We start from the raw sequence: 24,965 nt of genomic DNA, 5'->3' as shown, positions 1-24,965 counted from the left end.
CCTGAACGGGCGGCACGCCCGTATCAGACGTTAAAGCGGAACAGCAGGACATCGCCATCCTGCACCACGTAATCCCGCCCTTCGATACGCAGCTTCCCGGCCTCACGGGCGCCCGCTTCGCCATTGCAGGCAATATAGTCATCATATGCAATGGTTTCGCAGGCAATGAAGCCACGTTCAAAATCATTGTGAATGACGGCGGCAGCCTGCGGGGCCTTCGTGCCTTTGGTAATGGTCCAGGCGCGGGTTTCCTTGGGCCCTACGGTGAAGTAGGTGCTCAGGCCCAGCAACTGGTACCCGGCTGCGATCACGCGGTCCAGCCCGCTATCCTTCAGGCCCAGCCCCTCCAGGAACTCGACGCGGTCTTCCGCGCCCAACTGGCTGACTTCGGCCTCGATCGCGGCGGAGACGACCACCATCGCCGCGCCTTCCGCCTCGGCGCGGGCGCGCACGCGTTCGGAAAATTCGTTGCCGGTCGCGGCCGACGCCTCATCCACGTTGCAGACATACAGCACGGGCTTGGAGGTCATGAGCTGAAGGCGGCGCACCGCTTCCTCCTGCCCCGCGGGAATGGCCTTGCGCGCGGGCTCGCCTTCACGCAGCGCCGCGATCAGCGGTTCCATCAGCTCGACCTGGGCCGCGGCCTCACGGTCATTGCCCCGCGCCTTTTTCTGGAGCGCGACAATGCGCTTTTCCAGCGATTCGAGATCGGCCAGCATCAGTTCCGTCTCGATGATTTCCGCATCGCGGATGGGGTCAACGCCACCTTCCACATGGGTAATGTCATCATCCTCGAAACAGCGCAGGACATGGATGATGGCGTCCACCTCACGGATATTGGCCAGAAACTGGTTTCCCAGCCCTTCCCCGCGCGAAGCCCCGCGCACGAGGCCCGCGATATCCACGAATTCAAGGCTGGTGGGCAGGATCTTCTGTGACTTGCCAATACGCGCCAGTTCGGCCAGCCGCGCATCCGGCACCGCGACCCGGCCGACATTGGGCTCGATCGTGCAGAACGGATAATTCGCGGCCTGGGCCGAAGCGGTCTCGGTCAGGGCGTTGAACAGCGTCGATTTGCCCACATTCGGCAGGCCCACGATGCCACAGTTAAAGCCCATACGCCCTTACTCCCCGGCCTGCGCGGCCATTCTTGTCATGAACAGTTCCGGCTGCCCGTCCGCCAGAATCGCGGCCGTATCGGCCAGCGTGTCGAGCATGGGGTCCAGCCACTCGCGGTCCGTGCGGGAGAAATCACCCAGCACATGGCCCGTGACACGCTCGCGGCTACCGGGGTGCCCGATGCCAAGCCGCACGCGCCAGTAATCTTTCGTGCCCAGCATACGGTCCATCGACCGCAGGCCGTTATGCCCCGCCGCCCCGCCGCCCCGCTTTACGCGGATGCGACCGGGAGCAAGGTCCAGCTCGTCATGGAATGCCGTAATGGAATCGGCGGACAGCTTGTAGAAGGCCGCCGCCTGCTGAACGCTCTCACCCGAGAGGTTCATATACGTCATGGGCTTGAGCAGCAGCACCTTATGCCGTCCGACCATCCCTTCCGCGATTTCGCCACGGAAGCGTTTCCGCCACGGGGAAAACCCGTGGCGGTCGGCAATCCGGTCCACCGCCATGAACCCGACATTGTGACGATTCCGGCTCATCCCCGGCTCGGGATTACCAAGACCGGTCCAGAGCAGCATCGTGTCTTCTCCTGTCGTGTCCGTGGCGGGGGGATCAGCCCTCGGCTTCCGCGGTGGCGGCTTCGTCGGTGGTTTCCTCGTCAACGCTCGGCGGGGCGACGTTGGCGATCACGAAGTTGGTGCCATGCAGGGCCGGGGTCACGTTTTCCGTGCCCTTCAGGTCTTCCCAGCGCACGTTGTCGTGGAAGTCCAGGCCCGACAGGTCGGCGGTGAAGTATTCCGGGATGTTGGCCGGATCGACCACCACCTCAACCGTGTGGCGGACAATGTTCACCACGCCGCCGCGCTTGACGCCGGGGGCGACTTCTTCACCCTCGAAGCGGATTTCCACTTCCACGTGCACCTTATGGCCGGCGGCCAGGCGCTGGTAGTCCACATGGATCGGCGCATCGGTCACGGGATGAAGCTGGATCTCGCGCAGCAGGGCATGCACGGACGCGCCACCATCGACCGAGATGTCATAGATGCGCGAACGCCAGCCGGACTTGTGCAGCTCACGATGCACGATACGGGGGTCGAGCGCGATCAGGACGGGTTCCTGCTTCGCACCGTAGATAACACCGGGCACATGGCCGGCACGTCTCGTTGCACGCGCTGCCCCCTTACCAGCCTTCGCGCGCGAAGAGACTTCGATTTTCGTGAATTTGGTCACTTGTTCTGCTCCTGAAACACAAGCGCGCGGGCCTCCAGGGGTGCCAGCGCGTGCGCGGCCTTTAACGGAAAACCGCGCCCGATGCAATCACCCACGCCCCGCCGCATGGTTTTTTCAGGTCAGCGCGGTCAGTTCCCACTGGGCCGTCGGCCCCGGTTCGGCCCATATGGGCGTTGCGTTGGCCAGGCGGACATTGGGCTTGAGGTGCATGGCCGAACGCAGGGCGCGGAACATCGCGCCGTGGCATACGATCAGTGGCACGCCTTCGGGCGCCAGCGCGCGGTTTACCGCCGTCACGGCGCGTTCGCGCAGGGCGGCGAAACTCTCCCCATGGGCGGGGGTATAGTCGCCCGCGATCCAGCTGTCGTACCATGCGCCCATCGCCTTGCCTTCCTCATCGCCAAAGCAGACTTCCATCAGCGCGTCGTCAAAGCTGATCTCGAAGCGGGGGGCGCCATGGGCGGCAAGCTGGTCGGCCACGATCTCGGCCGTGCGGCGCGCGCGCACCAGCGGCGAGGACACGATACGCACGATCGGCGCATGATCGGTCCAGTGGCGGGCCAGCAGCAGGCCCGCGGCCTCGGCCTGCGCGATTCCGGTGGGGTTGAGGGGAATATCCGTACGTCCCTGCGAACGGCCCTGTGCATTCCAGTCCGTCTCCCCATGGCGCAGATACCAGTAAGGGCGGGCGATCAGGTCGGTCATGGGTCGTTCCTTCTTGCTACACCCCTGCGGGGGTAGCGCCGTGCCGGTGAGACGGTCAATCCCCACGCTCAGTCAAACAGCGAGGAGACCGAACTTTCATCCGATATGGCCTGCATCGCCTGGGAGATGAGCGCCGCCGTGCTGATCTGGCGGATATTGGCCGATGCCCGCACGGCATCGGTCGCGACGATGCTGTCCGTCAGCGTCAGCATGCCCAGGGGCGACTGGCCCACGCGGCTGACCGCGCTGCCGGTCAGCACGCCATGGGTCACGTATGCCTCCACCGCCGCCGCGCCGTGCTTCATCAGTGCTTCCGCCGCATTGCACAGCGAACCGCCGCTATCGACAATGTCATCGACCAGGATGCAGTAGCGCCCCCGCACGTCACCGATCACGTTCATGACCTCCGACACGCCGGCGCGTTCGCGGCGTTTGTCGATGATGGCCAGATCGACATTCAGGCGCTGCGCCATCTGGCGGGCGCGGACCACGCCGCCCACATCGGGCGAGACGATCATGAGGTTATGCGCGCCGCCGGGAATATCCATCGGCGGTGCCTCATAGGGAAGGCGGGGTTCGCCATCAAGCTTCATGCGGCCCCGGATATCGCGCGTGAACAGGGGGGCTGCGTACAGGTTGTCAACGGGAATGTCGAAAAAGCCCTGGATCTGCATGGCGTGCAGATCCATTGTCAGGACGCGGTTGGCCCCGGCCTCGACCAGGATATTGGCCACCAGCTTGGCGCTGATGGGCGTGCGCGGCCCGGATTTGCGGTCCTGCCGCGCATAGCCGAAATAGGGCATGACCGCCGTGATGCGCCGCGCCGACCCACGACGCAGCGCGTCGAGCATGATCAGCAGTTCCATGAGATTGTCATTGGTGGGCGAACAGGTGCTCTGGATGACGAATACATCCTCGCCGCGCACGTTCTCATGGATTTCGACAAAGATTTCCATATCCGCGAACCGCCGGACGGTTGCGTTGCAAAGCGGCATTCCCAGCTCTGCCGCGACTTTCTGTGCAAGAGGCAGGTTGCTGTTACAGGCAACAATCTTCATCGTGTGACGCTCCCGGGCGGCGGTGCAGGCGGTGGGGCGGCCTTGTTATCTGGCCGCTCCCGTCATTCATGTGCCGGGTTCTAACAACCGCCACATACCATGTCACCTGCCTAAGGATGGAGAAACCTGCACGCCTGCCCCTCGTTGCCGATCCGTCACACCCGCCCGTGGCGGCGGAAGCGTCACGCCGGGAAAGGGCTTGCGCGGCGGCGGCTGCACGGCGGGCGCGGGCGGGACGGCGGCGGCCGGAGCCGGAACGGATGCCCGCGCGCCGGACGACTCCACGCCGGACGGCGCTGCCACAGGGGGAGCCACCACCGCTGGCGCGGCGACGGCAGGGATGGTAGGGGGCACGACAGGCGCCGCGACCACGGGCCGGGGCGGAACCGGTGCGACGGGAGCCGCCACCACCGCAGCCGGATGGCGGTCTCCACCAGACGCCACGGCGGGCGATGGCGCGACTACAGGGGGGGGCACCGCTGCCGGAGCCGGGGCCGCCGGGGCGACCGCCGTCACGGGCACGCCTGCGGGATGGGACACAACCGGCGCGACAGGGGCCGCGACCATGGTCGGCGCCCGCGCCACGTCATGCCCGGCCAGCCTGTCATCCGCTACCGGAGCCCCACCTGCCGGAACCGGAACGACAGGATGCGACCCACCGGCCGTGGGTTGCGCGGGCCCCGCCGCCTGCCGGGCAGGCAGAACACCATCGGCCGGCAGGGGTACATTGGCCCGACCGGAATAGCGCGTGATGATCTGGCGGACCGCACCGGCGGCTTCATCCGCCGCCGCGACCGCGACATCCCCCCACTGGTGGTCGAGGGAATGGGCTGCAATGTCATGAATCTGGGTGGCGGATCCTGCTTCGTGGCCCTGCGCGTCCAGCACCTGCCAGGTCAGCGTGATATGTTCCTGCGGGGTGGTGGAGGTAGTCATGACGGCATTGTTCAGGACCACCGTGCAGCGCACCGTGTAATCCGCGCCGGTCGCACTGTGGCGGATGTCCTCATGCGCATCGGGAAAGGCCGCGCTGAACGCACGGGCCAGCGCGCGGTCGCCATCGCCCGGCGCATCGTGCACGCCCGCGAAATAGACATGCGCCGGACGGTTCTTGAGGCTGTTGGGGTCTTTCTGCATCTGCGCGGCGCGTATGCCGGTCAGCAGATCCGCCACGCCGGGTGCTGCCTCCTGCGCGGAGCGCACCGTGGCCTGCCCGTCCTTTGCCTGCCACCGGACGGCGGGCACGGGCGCGCCATTCATATGGCCGCGTTCCTCCCCCTTCGGGGTGATGACAGCGTAAACCGGGATCACCGCGCCATCATGGAATTCGGCTGTCATTTTCAGCCACCAGTCACCCGGATGCGTGGCCTGCGCCATGGCGGGCACGGACTGGGCCAGCATGGCGTCGACCATGGCGTGCTGCCAGACCCCCGCCCCCGCCATGTCCGTGCCTGATTCGGTCGAGAGGGGTATGGCCAACCGGGCCGTGGGGGCCTGCGGCACGCCGCCCGTACCATCATGGCGGAACGGCTGCGGCACGCTGACACATCCACCAAGCAGGGAAAGCATGACGACGGCGGAAAGCGGGACCAGCCGCCGGACGGAAACTTCTGGCATCATGCTTACTCTATATCGCCCGGCAGGCGATAACGGAAATCTGGTGCCCGATGGCTCCGCCACCGGCCAGCGTACGGCGGCGATGGCTGAAAAAGCGGACTTCATCGGACAGGGTATCGAGTCCCAGCGCCGTCGCCTCCGCAACGCCACACTGATTGAGACGCATGACACAGTAGCCCGGCAGGTCGAACATGAAATGCCCCGCGCGTGACGCCGGGGTGAAGAACGCGGCCCCCCCGGCATCCTGCGCCAGCACCGCATCGCGCATGTCCGGCCCGACCTCGTAACCCTGCGGGGCGATGCAGGGACCGACGACGGCGCGGATGTCGCCCGCCGGGCAACCCAGCGCCTCCATCCCCGCCAGCGTCGATTCCAGAATGCCCCCGCACGCGCCACGCCAGCCCGCATGCGCCGCCCCCACCACCGTGCCCGCCGCGTTGCTGAACAGCACCGGCGCGCAGTCCGCCGTAATCACGCCCAGCGCCAGGCCGGGGCGGCAACTGACCATGGCGTCGCCTTCCGGCCCCCGCCCCGTCTTCCACGGGGCATCGACCGTAAGGGTCCGGTCGCCATGCACCTGCGTCAGCCCCAGCAGGTGATCGGGCGCCACCCCCATATACGCCGCCACGCGGCGGCGGTTCTCCCGCAGGGCCACGGGATCATCCGCCGAACGGACCGAGCAGTTCAGCGTGGCGTACGGCCCGGTGGACACGCCGCCCTGCCGGGTAAAGAAACCATGCCGGATCCCCGCGAAAACCGGGGACCGGACCACCTGCCGGTCGGTAATCCCGCCATCCGTCATGGTGCGTCTCCTTCATTGCCTGCCGCCGCACGCGGACCGGCAAAACCGGGCAGGCTCCCCTCCAGCCCCGCCGAGAGCCCCAGCACGCGAAACAGCCGGCCCATGTGTTCCGGCGCGGCCAGCCGTGCGGTCGCGGCCCGGATTCCATCGGCCTGATCCGGGGCCGCGCGCGCCAGTTGTTCGCTGCGCGCATGCAGCCCGAGTGCGGCCAGGAACGCACCCTGCGGTTCGCTGCCCCATACATCCACGCCACCCGCCACCTGCGCGATGGCGCGAAAATCCACATGCGCGGTCAGGTCCGCGGCCCCCGGATCGCGCAGCGGGTCGGCGGGGCTGCCGTGGCGCAGCGCCTGAAGACTGTCCCCATGGGCGGGGGCATCATAGCCATAATCAATCAGCACGGCCGCGCCGGACCAGCGGCGCAGCCTTTCGACCACCGCGCGGGTAAAATCCAGCGCGGGCTGGCAGGTTTCCAGCACGCCCCCTTCCGGCACCGCGCGCGCGGCGGCGGGATGACCGGGCGGGAAAGACGCGGGATGGCGGATAAAGACGCCACCATGCACGAAGCGTTCGTCCCATCCGTCCGCGCGCCTTACGAACTGGCGGATGGGCAGCGCATCGAAAAACTCGTTCGCCAGCAGGATCATCGGCCCATCCGGCACGCCCGCGATCGAGTCATGCCAGCTTACGGGCCACGCCGCCACATCGCGCAGCGCCTGCGCCTGTTGCGCGCGCAGGCGGGGCGAGGTCTCGATCAGGTGAACCCGCGCCGCCGCATGGCATGCCGGGGCCACGCGACGGACAAGGCGCAGCGCATCGGCCATGAGCGTGCCGCGCCCCGGACCCGCCTCCACCAGCACGAAGGGATCGGGCCGCCCCAGAAGCTGCCAGACAACGGCTGCCCACGCCCCCAGAAGTTCACCGAATACCTGCGATATTTCCGGGGCGGTGATGAAATCGGAAAACGGATCCCGCCCGGCGTAATAGGCGGCGTTGGCCCGGCCCATGAACTGGTCCAGACGCTCGCCCCGCCCGCTCACCGCGCGGCTCCGTCATTTCCGTCCGTGGCGTCCGGCTCCGCCATGACCACGGTGCGGGCCGGGCGCATCCATGCGTTCAGCATGAGCCCCGCCCCGCCAATGGCCATGGGAACGCACAGCACCTGCCCCATCGTCACACCAAAGGGCAGGAAGCCGATGAACGCATCGGGCTCCCGGAAACATTCGCACACCGTGCGCGCCACCGCGTAGCCGAACAGGAAAAGCCCCGCGATAAACCCCGGATGCTGCCGCACCCGCAGGCTGCGCGAGACGCACCACAGCAGGGTGAACAGCAGCAGCCCCTCGCCAAAGGCTTCATACAGTTCCGACGGGTGGCGCGGCTCTGGCCCGGCATCGGGAAAGATCATGGCCCATGGCAGCCACGACGGGGCCGGACGCCCCCATAATTCCCCATTGATGAAGTTGGCGACGCGCCCCAGCCCCAGCCCGATGGGCACCACGGTCGTGATCCGGTCGGAAAAAGCCAGAAAACTCAGACCGTTCAGCCGCGTAAATACAATCAGCGCGACAATCACCCCCGCCGCCCCGCCATGAAAGGACATGCCCCCATGCCACACCTGAAGGATGGCGAGCGGATGGGCCAGATAATAGCCGGGCTGGTAGAACAGGATGTAGCCCAGCCGCCCCCCCAGCACCACGCCCAGCGTCGCCCATGTCAGGAAATCATCCACCTGCAGCGCACTCGCCGCACGCGGCGCAAGGGCGGCGAGATGGCGTGCGATCCGCCACCCCGCAAGCAGCGCCACGATATAGGCCATGGCGTACCACCGTATGGCGATCGGCCCGAAATGGACCATTACCGGATCAAACTGCGGAAAGATCAGGACAGGCAGCATCAGCCCACTTTCGTTGTCATGGTTGGGGCGCATGCGGAGGCACCACAATCGTGCGGATAGCCCTGAGGCGGCAATGTGTCTATAGTAGCGCCTTTCATCCGCGCGGTGTGTTTAGACAGACGCGGCGCGAAACGTCATGGAGTATCCACTATGTCCGCCAGGCCCCGTATTCTTGATGACCTCGCCGGTGTGGCCGGGGGCGCGTTTTCGGCGCTGACCGGCGTGCGTGAGGAAATCGGCGCCATCGTCCGTGCCCGGGTGGATGAGACCCTGAGCGGCCTGAACCTGGTGCGCCGGGACGAATTCGAGGTGGTGCGCGAGATGGCAAGCCGCGCACGCCAGGCGCAGGCCAGCCTTGAAAGCCAGATCACCCGGCTGGAAGAACGCGTGTCCGACCTTGAGGCAAGCCTGACTTCCCCCGCCCCGGGGCGCTGAGTACAACGCTTGCAGCCAATGCCCGCGGACCATAGTGTAATAGAACGGTCCGCGCCCTGATTCCCCGCAACAGGGCACGGACCAGGTTGCAGAGACACGGAATCCGGCGTCACGGCCGGATCTCCTCCACGACGGCTTCGGGGAGTGCCACATGCCTGCTCTGACTCACACAGCAATCGTACGCAATACGAACCCACTCGATCTGATGGAACAGATCGTGGGTGGATATGACTGGAATTTCGAACGCCGCAGCGATTCGGAAATGGCGGCCGAAGCACCGGGCAAATGGTGCGATTATGGCCTGTTCTTCTGCTGGTCGGAGGAGGTGAGCGCCATGCATTTCACCTGCACCTTCGACCTCAAGGTCCCCGCCGAGCAGCGCCGCAACCTGTTCGAACTGGTGGCACTGGCGAACGAGCGGCTCTGGATCGGCCATTTCGGCATGGATATGGAACATGGCACGCCCGTGTTCCGCCATGCGGTCCTGCTGCGCGGCTCACGCGGGGCGTCCATGGAAAGCCTGGAGGACATGATCGACATCGCGCTGACCGAGTGCGAGCGTTTCTACCCCGCGTTCCAGTTCGTGCTGTGGGGCGGCAAGAAACCGGCCGAAGCGCTGGAAGCGGCCATGCTCGACTGTGCCGGGATGGCGTGATGACCGAACCCCTTCCTCCCCTTCTCCTTGTCGGGTGCGGCAATATGGGCGGGGCCATGCTCGATGGCTGGCTGAAGGAGGGCCTCGCGCCGTCCTTCATCATCGACCGGCACCGCGACTCCGTTCCCGCCCCGCACCACCTCGTGCGCAGCCCGGATGACGTTCCGGACGATTTCCATCCCGCGATGATCGTGCTGGCCACGAAACCGCAGAAGGTGGACGCCGTCATGGCGGCCATCGCGCCCTTCGCCCTGCGCGCGCCCGTCCTGTCCGTTCTGGCGGGCCGGACCGTGACGGGGCTGGGTGACGCGCTGGCCGACCAGTTGCCCGCGGGCAGCCCGCTGCCGGTCGTGATCCGCGCCATGCCCAATACGCCATGCAGCATCGGCCAGGGCATGACCGTCTGCTACGCGCCGCCCATCGCCACGCCCGCGCAGCGCGCCCTGTGCACGCGGCTGCTGCGCGCGGTGGGGGATGTGGCATGGATCGAACATGAAGGGCAGATGGATATGGTCACCGCCATATCCGGCAGTGGTCCGGCCTATGTCTTCCTGCTTGCCGAAATCATGGAGCAGGTGGGCGTGGCGGGGGGACTGCCCCCCGCCCTTGCGCGCCAGATCGCGCGCCAGACCGTGGCGGGAGCGGGGGCGCTCATGGTGCAAAGCGGGATCGAATCCGCCACCCTGCGCCATAACGTGACCAGCCCCGGCGGCACCACACAGAAGGCGCTGGAGGTGCTGATGGCCCCGGATGCGTGGCCCGCCAGCCTCACCACCGCGCTGAAGGCTGCGGCACAGCGTTCACGCGAACTGTCCGGCCCGCAACCCGTTTCATGACCATGCGGCCGCCATATGGCCCGCTGCAACACCCCTAGCCCGGAAGATCAGGTATTTCCATGGATAACGATCAGTTTGACGCCACCCTTCTCCGTTCCGCGCTGGAACGTGCGAGCCTGCACGGATGGCGACGTGTAACGGTCGTTGACGCCGCGCGGGATGCCGGGCTGAGCCTTGAGACCGCGCGCAGGCGGTTCCCGTGCAAGGCCGCCATCCTGCTCACGCTGGGGCGCCTGGCGGATGAGGCGGCACTGATCGAGGACGAATCCGAAGGCAGCGTGCGCGAAAAGCTGTTCGACATGCTCATGCGCCGCCTGGATGTGTTCCAGCAGTACCGCGACGGCGTGCGCAGCGTCCTGCGTGCCCTGCCCACCGACCCGCTGCTGGCCGTGCTGCTGGGTGGCGCCACGCTGGAAAGCATGAAGTGGATGGCCGATGCCGCCGGGATGAACACCAGCGGGCTGGCCGGGGCGGTGCGCCTGCAGGCGCTGCTGGGGGTGTGGACCGCAACGCTGCGCACATGGGACCGTGATGACAGCCAGGACATGGGCATCACCATGGCCGCACTCGATCAGGCGCTGGACCGCGCGGCCCGCTTCACCGGGCTCGCCCCCGCCGATACGCAGGCCACCGGGACCATGAACCATGGCATGGACACCGACCCGATGGTCGATCTGCCGCTTGAACCGCTGCCGGAATGATGAAACCTGGCTGTTCCCCCTTTACGGGACAGCCCATTAGACATTAGAAGAACTGCGTATCGGGCGGATTGCGCGGTTCTTTTATATTGGGGCGTAGCCAAGTGGTAAGGCAGCGGATTTTGATTCCGCCATGCGGAGGTTCGAATCCTCCCGCCCCAGCCAGTTTTCCCGGCAAATTACATGGTAGTTTCTGGTGAAGCTTTTTTCAGGAAGCTTCGGGAAACGCCGCCTTTCTTGAAAAAAGGCGGCACCCGGAAATCCTGCTGCTCCCTATCGATCAGTCCGGTTTCAGTTCTGCACCTGCGCCATGCCGTCGGCGGCTGAAACCGATACGACAGGCGGCCAGAAAGCCTGAGCGATCTCATTTTGGATCTGGCGCAGTTCGCGCTGTATCCAGTCCATGTATTCATGCAGGCCGCGTACGATGATGTCCTCCACCGTCTGCTCGGCCAGCGTGACCCGCAATTCCTCCACCCGTTCGAGAATCGGCCCGCAATGGCGCAGCCGGTATTCTCCCGCCAGCGACCCCAGCGCACTGTAGACATTGCACAGGCTGTTGGAGAGGGACCGGGGAAACCCGTCATTCTTGAGCAGGAAGCCCACGATATTGGCGGGCGTCATGCCATCGGGCAGCACACGGCGGAAGGCATGATAGGCGGCGGCCGAACGCAGCACCGATGTCCACTGGCTCATGTCGATGTCAGACCCCACCCCCGCGCCGCTGGGCAGGAGGGTATGGTATTTTATGTCGATCAGCCGGGTGATCTGGTCCGCGCGTTCCAGGTTCTTGCCCAGGCTGTAAAACAGCCAGCCCTGATCCCGGTACAGCGTGCCCTCGGTAATGCCGAAATGCGTCTGGCAGTCCTGCTTGAGCCGGGTGCACAGGGGGGAGAGATAGCCCGCGCCGACATCGCCCGGCCCCAGTTCGATGACCCAGCGGGTGAAGACGTTCAGGTGCATCCACATCTCGGTCGAGATCAGGGGGCGCAGCACACGGGCGTTCTCACGCGCGCAACGGGCGAGGGACAGGATGGAGTCGGGATTTCCCTCCTCGGTGATGTAGAATGTCACGACCGCCTGTTCGGTCGCGGCCTTGTGGTGGCGGAAGAAAAACTCCTCATCCGCGTTGATGCGGATGATGCTGTCCCATCCCGCATCCACGCTGCCCGCCCGCACGGAAGACCCCGTCACCTCGATCAGCCGGGCCATGTTCTCGATGCGCTCCATGTAGCGCGCCAGCCACATCATGTTTTCAGCGTAGCGCGAAAGCAGATTGCGCAGCCCCGGCAGGAGCGGAGCGGGAAAGACCGAAACCTGTGTCATGATGCCAGCACCCATGTATCCTTTGACCCGCCCCCCTGCGAGGAATTGACCACCAGCGACCCCTTGCGCAGCGCCACGCGCGACAGGCCGCCGGGCAGCACCCATGTATCGTGCCCCGTCACGGCGAAGGGCCGCAGGTCGACATGCCGCGCTTCCACCCCCGCCGGGCACAGGGTGGGCGAAACCGACAGGCTGATGACCGGCTGGCTTATGTAATTGGCCGGATCGGCCCGCAGCCGGGCGCGGAAGTCATCCAGTTCCGCCCGTGTCGCGTGGGGGCCGATCAGCAGGCCGTACCCCCCGGATTCCCCCACCGGCTTGACGACAAGGTTTTCCAGATTGGCCAGCGTGTAGTCCAGACCCGCGCGCTCGGCGCAGATATGGGTCTCCACATTGGTCAGGATCGGCTCCTCATCCAGATAGTAGCGGATGATGCGCGGCATGTAGGCATAGACCGCCTTGTCATCCGCCACCCCGGTCCCGATCGCATTGGCCAGCGTCACGTTCCCCCGCCGGTAGGCGTCCACCAGCCCGGGCACGCCAAGCAGGCTGTCCGGGTTGAACACCTGCGGGTCGAGAAAATCGTCATTGAGGCGGCGGTAGATGGAATGGACCGGGCGGGGACCGGCCACGGTCCGCATGTAGACGCGCCCGTCCTCCACCAGCAGGTCGCGCCCTTCCACCAGCGGAATACCCATTTCCCGCGCCAGGAACACATGCTCGAAATAGGCGGCGTTGTAGATACCGGGGGAGAGCAGGACAACCTGCGGGTCCATGACCCCGGCGGGCGCGACCTCGACCAGCGCGCGGTGCAGGCGCGGGCCGTATTCATCCACCGGGCGGATATCGAGCCCCGTGGCCAGGTCGGGCATGAGGCGCAGCATCATCTGCCGGTCCTCCAGCACGTAGGACACGCCTGAAGGGGTGCGGGCGTTATCCTCCAGCACCAGGAAGCGCCCGTCGCGGTCGCGCACGAGGTCGGTGCCGTTGATATGGACGTAAACGCCACCGGGCACATCCAGCCCGACCATGGCCTGGCAGTAATTGGCGTTGCCCAGCACAAGCTCCGCGGGCACCACGTTGTCGCGCAGGATATGACGGTCGTGATAGATGTCATGCAGGAACAGGTTGATCGCCCGCACGCGCTGCTGCACGCCGCGGTCCACATGGTCCCATTCAGCGGCGGTCAGCACGCGGGGGATCACATCGAATGGCAGGACGCGATCGATGGCCTCACGGTCGGAATAGACGGTAAAGGTAATGCCCAGACGGTAGAACTGCGCCTCCACCGCGGCGGCGCGGCGGCGCAGTTCGGCCAGGCCGAAGCGGGACAGCCGGTCGCGCACCAGTTGCAGGCCGGGGGGTGGCAGATCCTTGCGGTTAAGCAGTTCACAGAAGAAATCCGGAATGTCATACGTCGCGAACAGCCCGGCCGCCTGTGCCGCCATTTTCATATCACTCATGCCCTGCCCCCGCTGACTGGAGGTGGGTCAGGCGCGAAGGAATCATGTCCACCCACCTGTCGTTCATTTCACTTCCCGCCAGCGGAGCAAGAAAATCGCTTCTTGCCAAGAACGAATATGCATTCATTGACCTTTCGCGCGCAGATACCTGAAAAATACGATATTGCCGCCTTCGCCAATCCTGATAGCGTGTGTCAAGCATCCATAGCCGCGTCCAGCCTGACCATCGCCGGATCACGATGGCTGGCATGCGAAACCGTTTTCCGAGGCTAAGAGTGAGTATATGAACGCGCATGCCATGCTGGTCCATCATACACGGTACCGATACGACCGGCCCGTTCATCTCGGCCCGCAAACGATCCGGCTGCATCCGGCGCCGGGCTGCCGCAACGTGCTTTCGCATACACTCGACATCACCCCCACGCCCCATGTCCGCACATGGGGGGAGGACAGGTTCGGCAACCGCATCGCGCGCGTCAGCTTTCCCGAACAGGTCACGCACTTCGATATTACGGTGCGCCTGACCACCGACCAGACCCCGACGGACCCGTTCCGCTTCACCATAGCGCCCGCCGCCCGGCTCTGGCCGATGGAGGGCGTACGGCCCGATCCCGCGCTTGCCGCCTACATGCTGCGGCCCGGACAGCCGCCCGCCGCCACCGCACCCACTCCCCTGCTGGATGCGATGACCGCGCAGTGGCGCGCCACCCTGCCCTGCCCGACGCTGGACCTGCTGGTCGCGCTGACGCGTGACATCGCAACCCGCATCACCTACCGCATCCGGCTGGAAGCGGGCGTGTGGTCCCCGGAGCAGACGCTGCGCAACGGCGCGGGATCGTGCCGCGACAGCGCATGGCTGCTGATTACCGTGCTGCGCAGGCTGGGCTTTGCCGCGCGCTTCGTGTCAGGCTACCTGTTCCAGCCCGAACGTGACGCCCCCGGCCAGATGGGCTGCGAACTGCATGCCTGGACACAGGTGCATGTGCCGGGTGCGGGCTGGATCGGGCTGGACACGACATCGGGCCTGCTGGCCGCGCAGGGGCATATCCCGCTGGCCGTCGCCATGACCCCGCATGAGGCCGCGCCTGTCAGCGGGCTGCTGGACAAATGTGTCGCCACATTTGAAGCCGTGATGGAAACAATCCCCCTGCCCGCCCTTACACAGTCACCCTTACGCCAGCAACGGTCGATCCTGTCCTCATGAAGCTGTTTTTCTGCCAGTCCTGCCAGCAGGTACTGTTTTTCGAGAATACGGCGTGCGAACGCTGCGGCCTTGCGCTGGGCTACCTGCCCGAACAGACCACGCTTTCCGCGCTGGAAGCCGTGGGCGAAGGGCTATGGCGCCCCATGGCCGCGCCGGACGTCACGCGCGTAATGTGCGCCAACAACGCCTATGATGCCTGCAACTGGCTGACCGAGCCGGGGCAGGCGTTCTGTGTGGCGTGCAGTTTCAACCGCACCATTCCCAACCTGTCCGTACCGGGCAATATCGCGCGGTGGCAGAAGCTGGAAGTCGCCAAGCACCGGCTGTTCTACACGCTGCTGCGCCTTGGCCTGCCGCTGCGCAACCGGCGGCAGGATCCGGATGAAGGGCTGGCCTTCGATTTTCTGGACAGCCATGCCGATGGCACCCCCGCCATGACCGGGCACATGAACGGGGTCGTCACCATCGCCCTGAACGAAGCGGACGACGCCCAGCGCGAACAGATGCGACTCGAGATGGGGGAATACTACCGCACCCTGCTCGGCCATTTCCGCCATGAGATCGGGCATTACTACTGGAACGTGCTGATCCGCGACGCCGGCCCGGAACGGCTGGCCGCCTGCCGCGACGTTTTTGGCGATGACCGGCGCGATTACGCCACCGCCCTGAAGGAACATTACGAAACGCCAGCCCCCCCCACATGGCGTGGCCAGTATGTCAGCCAGTACGCGACGTCGCACCCATGGGAAGACTTTGCCGAGACATGGGCCCATTACCTGCATATCATCTCCACGCTGGAGACCGCATGGACCTATGGCATGTCCATCAACGCGGCGGGCGCGCATGCGCCGCCCCTGCGGGCGGACATATGCAAGGATCCCTATACCGAAATGTCGTTTGACGAGATCACGCAGGGCTGGCTGCCGCTGACCTATGCCGCCAACAGCCTCAACCGCTCCATGGGGCTGCCGGATTTCTACCCCTTCGTGCTGACACCTGAAATCCTGCGCAAGCTGTCCTTCATCCACGACGTGATCCGCCACGGCCGCGTGGCCTAGGCCCGGAACGCTGCACGGAACGCCGGCCGCGTTTTCAAACGGCCCTTAACCGGCCATCATGTCCGTGGCCCCCAGCGTGACGGTAATGGCGCTGTCATTCATGTCCCGGCAGCAGCCCCGCAGGGTGGAGATGAAATTGCTCAGCAGCGGCACATGCTGCCCCGCGCGCATGGCGATGGCCAGTTCCGCGCGGGGCGCCTTGGCCCCAAGCGAATGATAGGTCACGCCACCTGAATGGATCTGGTGCAGCGAACGCGGTACGACCGAAACCCCCAGACCCGCGGCGACCAGCGGCACGGTGGAGGCGATCTGCGGGGCCTGCTGGCCCATGCGGGGCGTAAAGCCGGCATTGTGGCAGGCGGACAGGATGGCGTCATGAAAGCCCGGCCCCAGTTCACGCGGGAAGATGATGAACGGTTCATCCGCCAGCATCTCCAGCTCCAGATTGGGCTGGATGGCCAGCGGGTGGCCCTTGGGCAGGGCGACAACCGTTTCCTCTTCCAGAAGCGGGGAGACCAGCAGCCCCTCCCCATCGGGCACGGGGGGACGGACAATGGCGATGTCGATGGCCCGGTCGTGCAGCGCCTTGCGCAGGGCGGGGGTATTGCTTTCCTCCAGGTAGATGGTGACATCGGGCCACACTTCCCTGAAGCGCCGCACCGTCAGCGGAATCAGGGGCAGCAGCGAGACCGCACCCGCCAGCCCCACACGGATATGCCCCTTCTCACCGCGCGCAAGCCCCCGCGCGGTGGACAGGAACTGCTGCTGCATGCCCAGAAGCGCGCGCGCCTGGTCCAGCAGCACCAGCCCGATATCGGTCAGCCTGACCCCACGGGTCAGCCGCTGGAACAGCAGCACGCCCAGTTCATTCTCAAGCTGCTTGATCTGCTGGCTCAGCGGGGGCTGTTCCATGCCGATCTGTTCCGCCGCGCGGGTGAAGCTGCCATTTTCGGCTACAGCCACGAAATATCGTAAATGCCTTAAATCCATATTTCATATAAATTATATATGGAAATGTCCTTCAATATATATTTGACGAAATAACATGCCATGCGCCACGTTTCGCGCCAATCATGCTGAGGATAGGTGTCTCCTAAATGAAAATTGGCCTGTTCATTCCGTGTTATATCGACGCATTCTACCCCGAGGCCGGTATCGCCACGCTGGAACTGCTGGAAAAGCTGGGGCAGGATGTCGAATATCCACTGGAGCAGACCTGCTGTGGCCAGCCAATGGGTAATTCCGGCTGCAATTCGGACGCTGCCGCGGCGGAAGCCCTGTTCGTGCGCAACTTCGCGCGGTTCGACAAGATCGTCATGCCATCAGGCAGTTGCACGCACCATGTCCGTGATAATTTCGATGCGATCCCACAGACCGATGAAGTGCGCCATGTGCGCGAAAATACCTACGAACTGGTCGAATTCCTCCACGACATACTGAAGGTTGACGCCTTCCCGTGGGCGGAGTTCAACCATACCGTGGGCCTGCATAACAGTTGCGGCACGCTGCGCGCCCTGCGCACCGCCAGCATGTCGGAACTGGGGGAAAAGCCGTTCTCCAAACCGATGGACCTTTTGCAAAAGGTGAAGGGCATCCGCTTCGTGACACCCAGACGCCCCGATGAATGCTGCGGTTTTGGCGGCACCTTCTCGGTGACGGAGGAAGCGGTTTCCGCACGCATGGGGGTGGACAAGGTGCGCGACCACCATCAGGCGGGGGCGGAGTACATCGTCTCGGCTGATTCGTCGTGCATGATGCACCAGCAGGGCTGCGCCGAACGCGCGGGGGTGCCCATCCGCTTCATCCATATTGCGCAGATCCTTAACGGAGCAGCCCAGTGAGCAACAGACCCGTCAACCACGCCCGGGCGGCCGAGCATTTCCTGGAAGACGCGCCCCACCTCAAGTTCCATGACGAACGCCTGTGGGACATGCGCCAGAAGCGCGACGCCCAGATGCACATGCTGCCCGAATGGCAGGAACTGCGCGAGGAAGCGTCCCGCATCAAGGAACACACGCTCGCGCGCCTGCCCGAATATCTTGAGCAGTTCGAGGAAAACGCGAAGAAAAACGGCATCCACGTTCACTGGGCGCGTGACGGGGCGGAGCATAACCGCATCGTGGGCGATATCCTGAAGGCCCACGACGCGCGCAGCCTGATCAAGAGCAAGTCCATGGTCACGGAAGAATGTGACATGCGGCCCTATCTGGCGAAACGGGGCGTGAGCGTCACCGAGACCGACCTGGGCGAACGCATCCAGCAGCTTGACGACCAGTTGCCCAGCCATATCGTGGTGCCCGCCGTCCACAAGCTCACATCCGACGTGGCCAGGATCTTCGCCAAGGATTACCACACGGACCCCAACATCCGGGATCCGCACCTGCTGGCCGAAGCCCAGCGCCAGGCGGCGCGGCCCGTCATCCTGCATGCCGACGCGGGCATGACCGGCGGCAATTTCGTGGTGGCGGAAACCGGCACCTTCGTCGTCTGCACCAACGAAGGCAATGCCGATCTGAGCGCCACGGTGCCCAACCTGCATATCGCCACCATCGGCATCGAACGGCTCGTGCCCCGCATGGCCGATCTGGGCGTGTTCATCCGCCTGCTCTCACGCAGCGCGCTGGGTTCGCCCATCACCCAGTACACCACCCATTTCCGTGGCCCGCAGGATGGCGGTGAGATGCATGTGGTGCTGGTGGACAATGGCCGCTCCACCCGCCTGGGCATGGATGATTTCTGGACCTCGCTCAAGTGCATCCGCTGTGGCGCGTGCATGAATACATGCCCGGTTTACCGCCGCTCGGGCGGGCTGTCCTATGGCGCGGTCTATTCCGGCCCGATCGGCGCGATCATTGATCCCACCTTCAACGAACACAAATACAGCACGCTTCCCTTCGCCTCGACCCTGAATGGAAGCTGCACCAATGTCTGCCCGGTCAAGATCGACATTCATGAACAGTTGTACAAATGGCGGCGCGTGCTGGTGCAGCACCGCGAAATGCCGTTCATAAAGCGCGAGATCATGCATATGGCGGGCAAGCTCATGGGCCAGCCCAAGATGTACCGCGCCGCGCTGCGCACGACCGAGGCATCGCTTGAAAGCCTGCCGCGCTTCGCGCTGTACAACTGGCTGAACCCGTGGGGCAAGCACCGCGAACTGCCGCATCCGATCAAGGAGACATTTCACGACTGGTACAGGAAAAACCGCGCCACCCCTGCGGCCACCGCACCGGAGAACAAGAAATGAGCGCACGCGACACCATCCTGCAGGCCCTGCGGGCCAACCGCCCCACGCCGCAGAACCATCCGCTGCCGCCGGTCGTCACATTGGGGGATCTGGATGCAGGCCGGGAACGCTTCATCACCAACCTGAAAATACTGGGCGGCGATGTGCTGGAGCCGGTGGCGGGCGAAACGCTGGATGACGCCATCAGACGCCGCCACCCCGATGCGAAGGTGATCTGCTCCACCGTGCCCGAAGCCAGCGGGACATTGCCCGTGGCGCGCATCAAGACACCGCAGGACGTCGCACCTGTGGACGTGGCCGTGGTGCGCGCGGCGTTCGGCATCGCGGAAATGGGGTCGATCTTCCTGAGCGAGGCCCAGCTTCCGATCAATTCCTTCGCGCATCTGGCGCAGCATATCGTGGTTCTGCTCTCGACCGATGCGCTGACGGCCAACATGCACACCGCCTACCAGACGCGGGCGGAGTTCAGGACCGCCCGCTATGGCGTGCTGATGAGCGGGCCCTCCGCCACGGCGGATATTCAGGGTGTGCTGATCCGGGGCGCACAGGGCGTGCGCTCGCTTTCCGTCTGGTTTACCTGATCCGGCGGGCTGCCTGCCATTTCCATGAAGTGGCAGGAAACCCCCGTTTTCAGACGGCTTTCTTAAGGTTCGGGCTGGCCTTGAAACGTACGGTCTTGCCCGCCTTGACCTTGACCGGCTCACCCGTGCGCGGGTTGAGCGCCTTGCGGGCCTTGGTCTTCTTGACGGTAAATGTTCCAAAGGACGGGAGGGTAAAGCCACCTTCGCGCTTGAGTTCCTTGACAATCGCCGCAATCAGGTCGGAGGCAGCCTGATTGGCCGCAACGCCCGTGCAATCAATTGAATCCTGTATGACAGCGGCAATAAAGGCCTTACTCATCGGAACCGTCTGCTCCTTCCTGGCTAAAAATGAATTCTGTCCTGACCCGATCCCCTGTCGAGCGGGACCACCATCACCCGCCCGGCTGGGCGAGCGCGGCTTGTAACCTGATGATGGGGGTTAGGCCAGCAATTTTTCGTTATCGTATATAATTTCATATTGATCTGATCAGCAACAACCGCATCCCTCCCATAAATGGCAGTTATACTCAGGCGCCGTATCAGTTCACAGGTTTTTTATATCGAAAACGCATCGTTAACCAGTGGGAAATTGTGACACCAGGGGACAATATCTCCCCATCAGGTCTTGAAATTCTGGGCCTTCAGGTCCGTCACCCCGACAAAGGTGATCCGTGTGCTGTCCTCAAGGCCGATGGTCGTGTTGCCACCGGCAACGGTCGCGTGGTCCAGCATGGACTGGATGGAGGCCGGGGTCGTGTCATAACCGGACAGTTTGACGATATTGCCCGACGATCCGGCAAAGTCCTGGATGATGTCGGTGCCACCGGCCTGACCCTTGATGAAATCGAATTCCGTGCCATCATGTCCGGCCCGGAGCACATCGTTGCCGGTTCCGGCCTGCAGCACGGCCTGCCCGTTCCCGCCGACCAGCGTATCATTGCCGCTCCCGGCCACCATGCGCAGCGTTCCGCCTGACAGGCCGCCATCCAGGGTTTCGTTCCCGCTGCCCGCGTAATAGGTCATGCCGCCGCTGCCATTGGCCGTCAGATCCAGCCCGGCGGTGCCGAATATGGTGGCGTTGCTTCCGGTAACCGTGTCGGAGATGCCGTTACTGCCACCAATGAATGTCAGGGTGCCGGGCACGCTGACCTGGATTACGCTGCCCCCGACACCGTCGATCTGGGTTGTCATGCTGGCGGAAATCGTATCGTTGCTGCCGCCGGTTACGGACAGCGCGCCATTCGCGGTGATGGAACTGTCATCGACCGCGTTCACGACCAGCCGGCCCTGACCGGAAATGGTATCGTCCTGGCCACCCTGTACCGTATTGATGGTCTGCCTGGTGTATTCACCTTCGAAAAAGCCACCGTCATCATAAGTTGTTATGGTGTCGTGACTCTCATCGTTCACCACGACCCCATCGATCACCTCTATTGACGAGCCGCCGCCATTGAATGTGGAGGTGGAGGAGGCGGGCGTATTCCAGTCCCCGCTGACCGTGGGCGTGCCCGCGTAGCCATAAACCGTATCCGACCCGCCCATGGTATGGACAAGGTCATTTCCTGTACCGCTGACAAAAACCGTGTTGCCCCCGGCGGCATAATAATTCACATCGCCCGCACCGGCATTGAACTCCACCGTGCCCAGATTGCCATCCATGACATTGATGGCGTTGTCCCCCCCATCAAGCGCGATGCCCTGGTTCAGCAGGGTGGACGTGGCGCTGCCGATATCGATGGCGGATACCGTGTTCCGGGCGGTAAAGTCGCCACCGCCCGTAATCTCCTGCACCCCATCCGCGCCAGCGGCGGCACGGATGGAGCGGTCGACCATGGCCACGCCAGCGATACGGTCCGACTCCGCAGTGGACGTGACGCCCCCCGCCACGGACACCGCATCGGTATCGATTGCCGCGCCATCCGCGGCCGTAATGCTGGAAAGCACCTGAAGGGCCGTCTGCTCACCAACCTGCTGCAACCCCTGTATGATCTGGCTGCTGTCCTGGTTGATGCCCAGCGTAAGCCCGGTTGCCCCGGTTACGGTCACGTATCCCATACATTCCGTTCCTTTTCCTACGGAAGCAGACCATGCCCGTACGGCCGTGCTACCGATGATCCATCACCCGGATCCCGCGGGAAACCGGAAGACGCATCATTCAGGACTAATATTGTCCTGTATTGGTTAAGAAATTCGGAATCAGGAGCGGATCAGTTCAGGGGAACACGTTCCTCCAGTTCCTCCAGCCAGATGCGCGCATTGCCGTCCGATGGCGCGCGCCAGTCACCACGCGGTGAAAGCGCGCCCCCGGCCACAACCTTCGGCCCATTGGGCATGGCGGACCGCTTGAACTGGCTGAACCCGAAAAACCGCCTGAGAAAAACACCCAGCCAGTGGCGGATTTCCTCCAGCGTGTAGGCCCGCCTGCCCTGTTCCGGAAAACCCGGGGGCCATTGCCCGCATTGCGCATCACCCCATGCATGCAGCGCCATGAACGCGATTTTCGACGGGCGGAAGCCGTAACGCAGCACATGGAACAGGGTGAAGTCCTGCAACGCATAGGGGCCGATCAGGGCTTCGGTGCTCTGCACCGCCTGCCCCGCCGTGGCAGGCACCAGTTCGGGCGAGATTTCGGTGGACAGGATCGCGTCGAGCACCGTGCAGGTGCGTGCCTGTTCCCGCCCATGGGCCATGACCCAGCGGATCAGGTGCTGGATCAGGGTTTTGGGCAGGCCGGAATTGACATTGTAATGCGCCATCTGGTCGCCCACGCCATAGGTACACCACCCAAGCGCCAGTTCGGACAGGTCGCCCGTGCCGATCACGATCCCGCCCGACTGGTTGGCCAGGCGGAACAGGTAGTCGGTGCGCAGGCCCGCCTGCACGTTTTCGAACGTGACATCATACACCGCCTCCCCCCTGGCAAAGGGATGGCCCATCTGCTCCAGCATCAGCCGGGCCGTGGGGCGTATGTCGATTTCATGCGCCTGTATGCCCAGCGCCGCCATAAGTTCGTGGGCATTGCCATGTGTATCGCTGCTGGTGCCAAAACCGGGCATGGTGTAGCCCAGCACGGCCTGCCGCCCCAGCCCGCTTTCATCCGCCGCGCGCGCCGCCACCAGCAGGGCATGGGTGGAATCCAGCCCGCCGGATACGCCAATCACCATGGTCCTGGCGCCCGATGCCAGCAGCCGCCGCTTCAGCGCCGTGACCTGTATGGTAAAGGCTTCATAACAGTCCTGATCGAGCAGCGCCGGATCACTGGGCACGAACGGAAAGCGGGGAACGGCGCGCCGCAGGCCGATAGCGCCACAGGGCGGCGTTACATGGAAGGTGATACCACACCATTCCCGCGTTACGGCATGGGCGTTACTGGCGAAGGTTCCCATGCGCAGGCGCTCCTGACGCAGCAGGTCCAGATCAATATCGGCCAGGACCGATACGGGGCCGGTGGGAAAGCGCGCGCTTTCAGCCAGTGTCGCGCCGTTTTCAAAAATCGAGGCCTGCCCGTCCCATGCGACGTCGGTTGTGGATTCCCCCTCCCCCGCGGCGGCATACAGATAGGCACAGATGCACCGTGCCGAATGGGACTGGCAGAGCAGCGTGCGCGTGCGCGCCTTGCCTACGGTGATGTTGCTGGCGGACAGGTTGGCGATGACCGTGGCCCCGGCCAATGCCGCCTCTATGCCCGGCGGCTGGGGCACCCACATGTCTTCACAGATCTCGGCGGCGACCACCAGCCCCGCAACGCCCGAGGCCGTAAACAGCAGGTCGGTGCCAAAGGGCACGTCCCGCCCACTTATGCGGATATGCCCGCCCCGCAGCCCCGCCCCGGCCGTGAACTGCCGGGCCTCGTAAAACTCGCGGTAATTGGGCAGGTAGGATTTGGGAATGACACCCAGTATCCGCCCGTCATGCAGGGCTATGGCGCAGTTGTACAGCGCGCTTCCCTGCACCAGCGGCGCCCCCACCAGCACCAGCGGCAGCAGGCCCGCCGTCTGTGCCGCAAGCCAGCCAAGGGCGTCATGCACGCGTTCAAGCAGCACGTCCTGCTGGCGCAGATCCTCGATCGCATAGCCGGACAGGCCGAGTTCGGGAAAGACGGCCACCACGGCACCATCCTCATGGCAGGCGCGGATGCCCGCATACGTGCGGCGTGCGTTTTCCATCGGGTCGGCCAGCGCCACGGGCAGCGTACAGGCCGCCACACGCGCGAAGCCGTGTTGGTACAGCCCATGAAACCCGGTTGTGCCGCTGCCTGCTGTCATGTCCCGCCTCCCGCCGGTATGGCCAAAATCACCTGCGCCGATGAACCGGCTGCTTTCTGGCGCATTGTTATAGGGCGGATGTCAATCCCGCGCCTGTCGCAACCACGATCGGAAGGAACCGGATCATGGACCTGTTACGCTGGACCATTACATTCCTTGTGCTGGCCCTGATCGCCGCGGTTTTTGGCTTCGGCGGCATTTCTGACACCTTTGCCTATTTCGGCAAGGTGCTTTTCTTCGTCTTCATCGTCCTGTTCATCATTGGATTGTTTTTCGGCCGCGGCCGCGGAACCTTGCCCTGATCCTGACCCTGAGCCCGTGACGCACCGGCACCAGCAGGATCAGGGCGTAAATCCCATCCATCGCCGCCATGGACAGCGGCAGGCCGGGCACCAGATACGTTGCCGCGTCGCACGGCTTGGCCGCGTGGCGCGGCATGGCGGCCAGACGTTCGGCAATGCTGCCGCCATGGAAAACGGGGGCGCGACATTCCGGCAGCGGGCTGCGCCACCATCCCTGCTCCACACCCACATGCACGGCCGAGAGGGCCATGGCCGATAACAGGACCGGAATGCACAGCCACAGCATGACCCGCGCCATGCCATTGGGCAGCACCAGCGCCAGAAGGCCAAGCCCCGCCAGAATCCGATAGGGCCAGCGTTCCCACAGGCACAGCCCGCATGGCACGCTGCCCAGCATGTGTTCGCTCCACCACGCAACACCCAGCGCGGCGCACCCCGCCACCACCATCAACAGACCAACCCCGCGC

The 24,965-nt window shown here is 64.5% G+C and carries 26 protein-coding genes and 1 tRNA gene; 11 read left to right on the top strand and 16 right to left on the bottom strand.

Going from position 1 to position 24,965, the window contains the following annotated elements; genetic code table 11:
• Positions 1-23 precede the first annotated feature (23 nt).
• The 9 genes from ychF to lgt form a co-directional block, all read right to left on the bottom strand.
• Positions 24-1,118, bottom strand: a complete 1,095-nt coding sequence (gene ychF, locus LDL28_RS11330; protein WP_233058647.1) for a redox-regulated ATPase YchF — start codon at positions 1,116-1,118, stop codon at positions 24-26.
• A gap of 6 nt (positions 1,119-1,124) precedes the next feature.
• Positions 1,125-1,697, bottom strand: a complete 573-nt coding sequence (gene pth / locus LDL28_RS11325) for an aminoacyl-tRNA hydrolase (protein WP_233058646.1) — start codon at positions 1,695-1,697, stop codon at positions 1,125-1,127.
• A 34-nt stretch (positions 1,698-1,731) separates the two neighbouring features.
• Positions 1,732-2,349 (bottom strand): 50S ribosomal protein L25/general stress protein Ctc, encoded by a 618-nt coding sequence (locus tag LDL28_RS11320; protein ID WP_233058645.1) that lies wholly within the window; start codon positions 2,347-2,349, stop codon positions 1,732-1,734.
• A gap of 114 nt (positions 2,350-2,463) precedes the next feature.
• Positions 2,464-3,054 (bottom strand): histidine phosphatase family protein, encoded by a 591-nt coding sequence (locus LDL28_RS11315; protein ID WP_233058644.1) that lies wholly within the window; start codon positions 3,052-3,054, stop codon positions 2,464-2,466.
• Positions 3,055-3,122: 68 nt separating this feature from the next.
• On the bottom strand, positions 3,123-4,112 hold the full coding sequence (locus LDL28_RS11310; RefSeq protein WP_233058643.1) for a ribose-phosphate pyrophosphokinase: 990 nt from the start codon (positions 4,110-4,112) through the stop codon (positions 3,123-3,125).
• A 102-nt stretch (positions 4,113-4,214) separates the two neighbouring features.
• On the bottom strand, positions 4,215-5,732 hold the full coding sequence (locus LDL28_RS11305; RefSeq protein WP_233058642.1) for a hypothetical protein: 1,518 nt from the start codon (positions 5,730-5,732) through the stop codon (positions 4,215-4,217).
• Positions 5,733-5,739: 7 nt separating this feature from the next.
• A complete protein-coding gene (gene pgeF / locus LDL28_RS11300; protein WP_233058641.1) occupies positions 5,740-6,531 on the bottom strand; it encodes a peptidoglycan editing factor PgeF in 792 nt (263 codons plus the stop codon).
• Positions 6,528-7,571: an SAM-dependent methyltransferase gene (locus LDL28_RS11295; RefSeq protein ID WP_233058640.1), complete on the bottom strand. Its 1,044-nt coding sequence runs from the start codon at positions 7,569-7,571 to the stop codon at positions 6,528-6,530. Before LDL28_RS11295 ends, pgeF begins: the two co-directional genes overlap by 4 nt.
• Positions 7,568-8,428: a prolipoprotein diacylglyceryl transferase gene (lgt, locus tag LDL28_RS11290; RefSeq protein WP_233059275.1), complete on the bottom strand. Its 861-nt coding sequence runs from the start codon at positions 8,426-8,428 to the stop codon at positions 7,568-7,570. Before lgt ends, LDL28_RS11295 begins: the two co-directional genes overlap by 4 nt.
• Positions 8,429-8,578: 150 nt before the next feature.
• Here lgt and LDL28_RS11285 point away from each other — a divergent pair, with 150 nt between their 5' ends.
• From LDL28_RS11285 to LDL28_RS11265, 5 genes are all read left to right on the top strand, one after another.
• On the top strand, positions 8,579-8,863 hold the full coding sequence (locus LDL28_RS11285; protein WP_233058639.1) for an accessory factor UbiK family protein: 285 nt from the start codon (positions 8,579-8,581) through the stop codon (positions 8,861-8,863).
• Positions 8,864-9,014: 151 nt separating this feature from the next.
• Entirely contained in the window at positions 9,015-9,518 is a 504-nt protein-coding gene (locus LDL28_RS11280) for a YbjN domain-containing protein (protein ID WP_233058638.1), read from the top strand.
• Positions 9,518-10,354: a pyrroline-5-carboxylate reductase gene (gene proC, locus LDL28_RS11275; RefSeq protein WP_233058637.1), complete on the top strand. Its 837-nt coding sequence runs from the start codon at positions 9,518-9,520 to the stop codon at positions 10,352-10,354. Before LDL28_RS11280 ends, proC begins: the two co-directional genes overlap by 1 nt.
• A gap of 59 nt (positions 10,355-10,413) precedes the next feature.
• On the top strand, positions 10,414-11,055 hold the full coding sequence (locus LDL28_RS11270) for a TetR family transcriptional regulator (protein WP_233058636.1): 642 nt from the start codon (positions 10,414-10,416) through the stop codon (positions 11,053-11,055).
• Positions 11,056-11,142: 87 nt separating this feature from the next.
• A tRNA-Gln gene (locus LDL28_RS11265) sits at positions 11,143-11,217 on the top strand.
• A 126-nt stretch (positions 11,218-11,343) separates the two neighbouring features.
• On the opposite strand, the gene LDL28_RS11260 is transcribed toward LDL28_RS11265, so the two are convergent.
• Positions 11,344-12,393 (bottom strand): alpha-E domain-containing protein, encoded by a 1,050-nt coding sequence (locus tag LDL28_RS11260; protein ID WP_233058635.1) that lies wholly within the window; start codon positions 12,391-12,393, stop codon positions 11,344-11,346.
• On the bottom strand, positions 12,375-13,841 hold the full coding sequence (locus LDL28_RS11255; RefSeq protein WP_233058634.1) for a circularly permuted type 2 ATP-grasp protein: 1,467 nt from the start codon (positions 13,839-13,841) through the stop codon (positions 12,375-12,377). Before LDL28_RS11255 ends, LDL28_RS11260 begins: the two co-directional genes overlap by 19 nt.
• A 283-nt stretch (positions 13,842-14,124) precedes the next feature.
• Here LDL28_RS11255 and LDL28_RS11250 point away from each other — a divergent pair, with 283 nt between their 5' ends.
• Together LDL28_RS11250 and LDL28_RS11245 are read left to right on the top strand one after the other, a co-directional pair.
• Positions 14,125-15,045, top strand: coding sequence for a transglutaminase family protein (locus LDL28_RS11250; protein ID WP_233058633.1), 921 nt, complete (start codon positions 14,125-14,127; stop codon positions 15,043-15,045).
• The gene (locus tag LDL28_RS11245; RefSeq protein WP_233058632.1) at positions 15,042-16,103 is read left to right on the top strand and encodes a putative zinc-binding metallopeptidase; all 1,062 of its coding nucleotides are present in this window, start codon (positions 15,042-15,044) and stop codon (positions 16,101-16,103) included. Before LDL28_RS11250 ends, LDL28_RS11245 begins: the two co-directional genes overlap by 4 nt.
• Positions 16,104-16,148: 45 nt before the next feature.
• Here the strand turns inward: LDL28_RS11245 and LDL28_RS11240 are convergent, their stop codons facing one another.
• Positions 16,149-17,093 (bottom strand): LysR substrate-binding domain-containing protein, encoded by a 945-nt coding sequence (locus tag LDL28_RS11240; RefSeq protein ID WP_233058631.1) that lies wholly within the window; start codon positions 17,091-17,093, stop codon positions 16,149-16,151.
• A gap of 107 nt (positions 17,094-17,200) precedes the next feature.
• Here LDL28_RS11240 and LDL28_RS11235 point away from each other — a divergent pair, with 107 nt between their 5' ends.
• Genes LDL28_RS11235 through LDL28_RS11225 form a run of 3 tightly spaced genes read left to right on the top strand, consistent with a single transcriptional unit; the run spans position 17,201 to position 19,931 of the window.
• Entirely contained in the window at positions 17,201-17,944 is a 744-nt protein-coding gene (locus tag LDL28_RS11235) for a (Fe-S)-binding protein (protein WP_233058630.1), read from the top strand.
• Complete coding sequence (locus LDL28_RS11230) at positions 17,941-19,350, top strand: lactate utilization protein B (protein ID WP_233058629.1); 1,410 nt, start codon at positions 17,941-17,943, stop codon at positions 19,348-19,350. The genes LDL28_RS11235 and LDL28_RS11230 overlap by 4 nt, the downstream gene beginning before the upstream one ends.
• On the top strand, positions 19,347-19,931 hold the full coding sequence (locus LDL28_RS11225; RefSeq protein ID WP_233058628.1) for an LUD domain-containing protein: 585 nt from the start codon (positions 19,347-19,349) through the stop codon (positions 19,929-19,931). The genes LDL28_RS11230 and LDL28_RS11225 overlap by 4 nt, the downstream gene beginning before the upstream one ends.
• 49 nt (positions 19,932-19,980) lie before the next feature.
• Here LDL28_RS11225 and LDL28_RS11220 read toward each other — a convergent pair whose 3' ends face one another.
• The 3 genes from LDL28_RS11220 to LDL28_RS11210 form a co-directional block, all read right to left on the bottom strand.
• The gene (locus LDL28_RS11220; protein ID WP_010514654.1) at positions 19,981-20,250 is read right to left on the bottom strand and encodes an HU family DNA-binding protein; all 270 of its coding nucleotides are present in this window, start codon (positions 20,248-20,250) and stop codon (positions 19,981-19,983) included.
• Positions 20,251-20,549: 299 nt separating this feature from the next.
• The gene (locus LDL28_RS11215) at positions 20,550-21,986 is read right to left on the bottom strand and encodes a hypothetical protein (protein ID WP_233058627.1); all 1,437 of its coding nucleotides are present in this window, start codon (positions 21,984-21,986) and stop codon (positions 20,550-20,552) included.
• A gap of 152 nt (positions 21,987-22,138) precedes the next feature.
• Entirely contained in the window at positions 22,139-24,196 is a 2,058-nt protein-coding gene (locus tag LDL28_RS11210) for an NAD(+) synthase (RefSeq protein ID WP_233058626.1), read from the bottom strand.
• 131 nt (positions 24,197-24,327) lie between these two features.
• On the opposite strand from LDL28_RS11210, the gene LDL28_RS11205 reads away from it, so the two are divergent.
• Positions 24,328-24,498, top strand: a complete 171-nt coding sequence (locus LDL28_RS11205) for a DUF1328 domain-containing protein (protein WP_199898824.1) — start codon at positions 24,328-24,330, stop codon at positions 24,496-24,498.
• On the opposite strand, the gene LDL28_RS11200 is transcribed toward LDL28_RS11205, so the two are convergent.
• Complete coding sequence (locus tag LDL28_RS11200) at positions 24,455-24,946, bottom strand: disulfide bond formation protein B (protein ID WP_233059274.1); 492 nt, start codon at positions 24,944-24,946, stop codon at positions 24,455-24,457. The two genes, LDL28_RS11205 and LDL28_RS11200, sit on opposite strands and share 44 nt — an antisense overlap.
• Positions 24,947-24,965 lie beyond the last annotated feature (19 nt).

The organism is Komagataeibacter sp. FNDCR2, from assembly GCF_021295395.1.
GTDB lineage: Bacteria > Pseudomonadota > Alphaproteobacteria > Acetobacterales > Acetobacteraceae > Komagataeibacter.
This window is presented reverse-complemented; position numbering and strand designations above follow the sequence as displayed.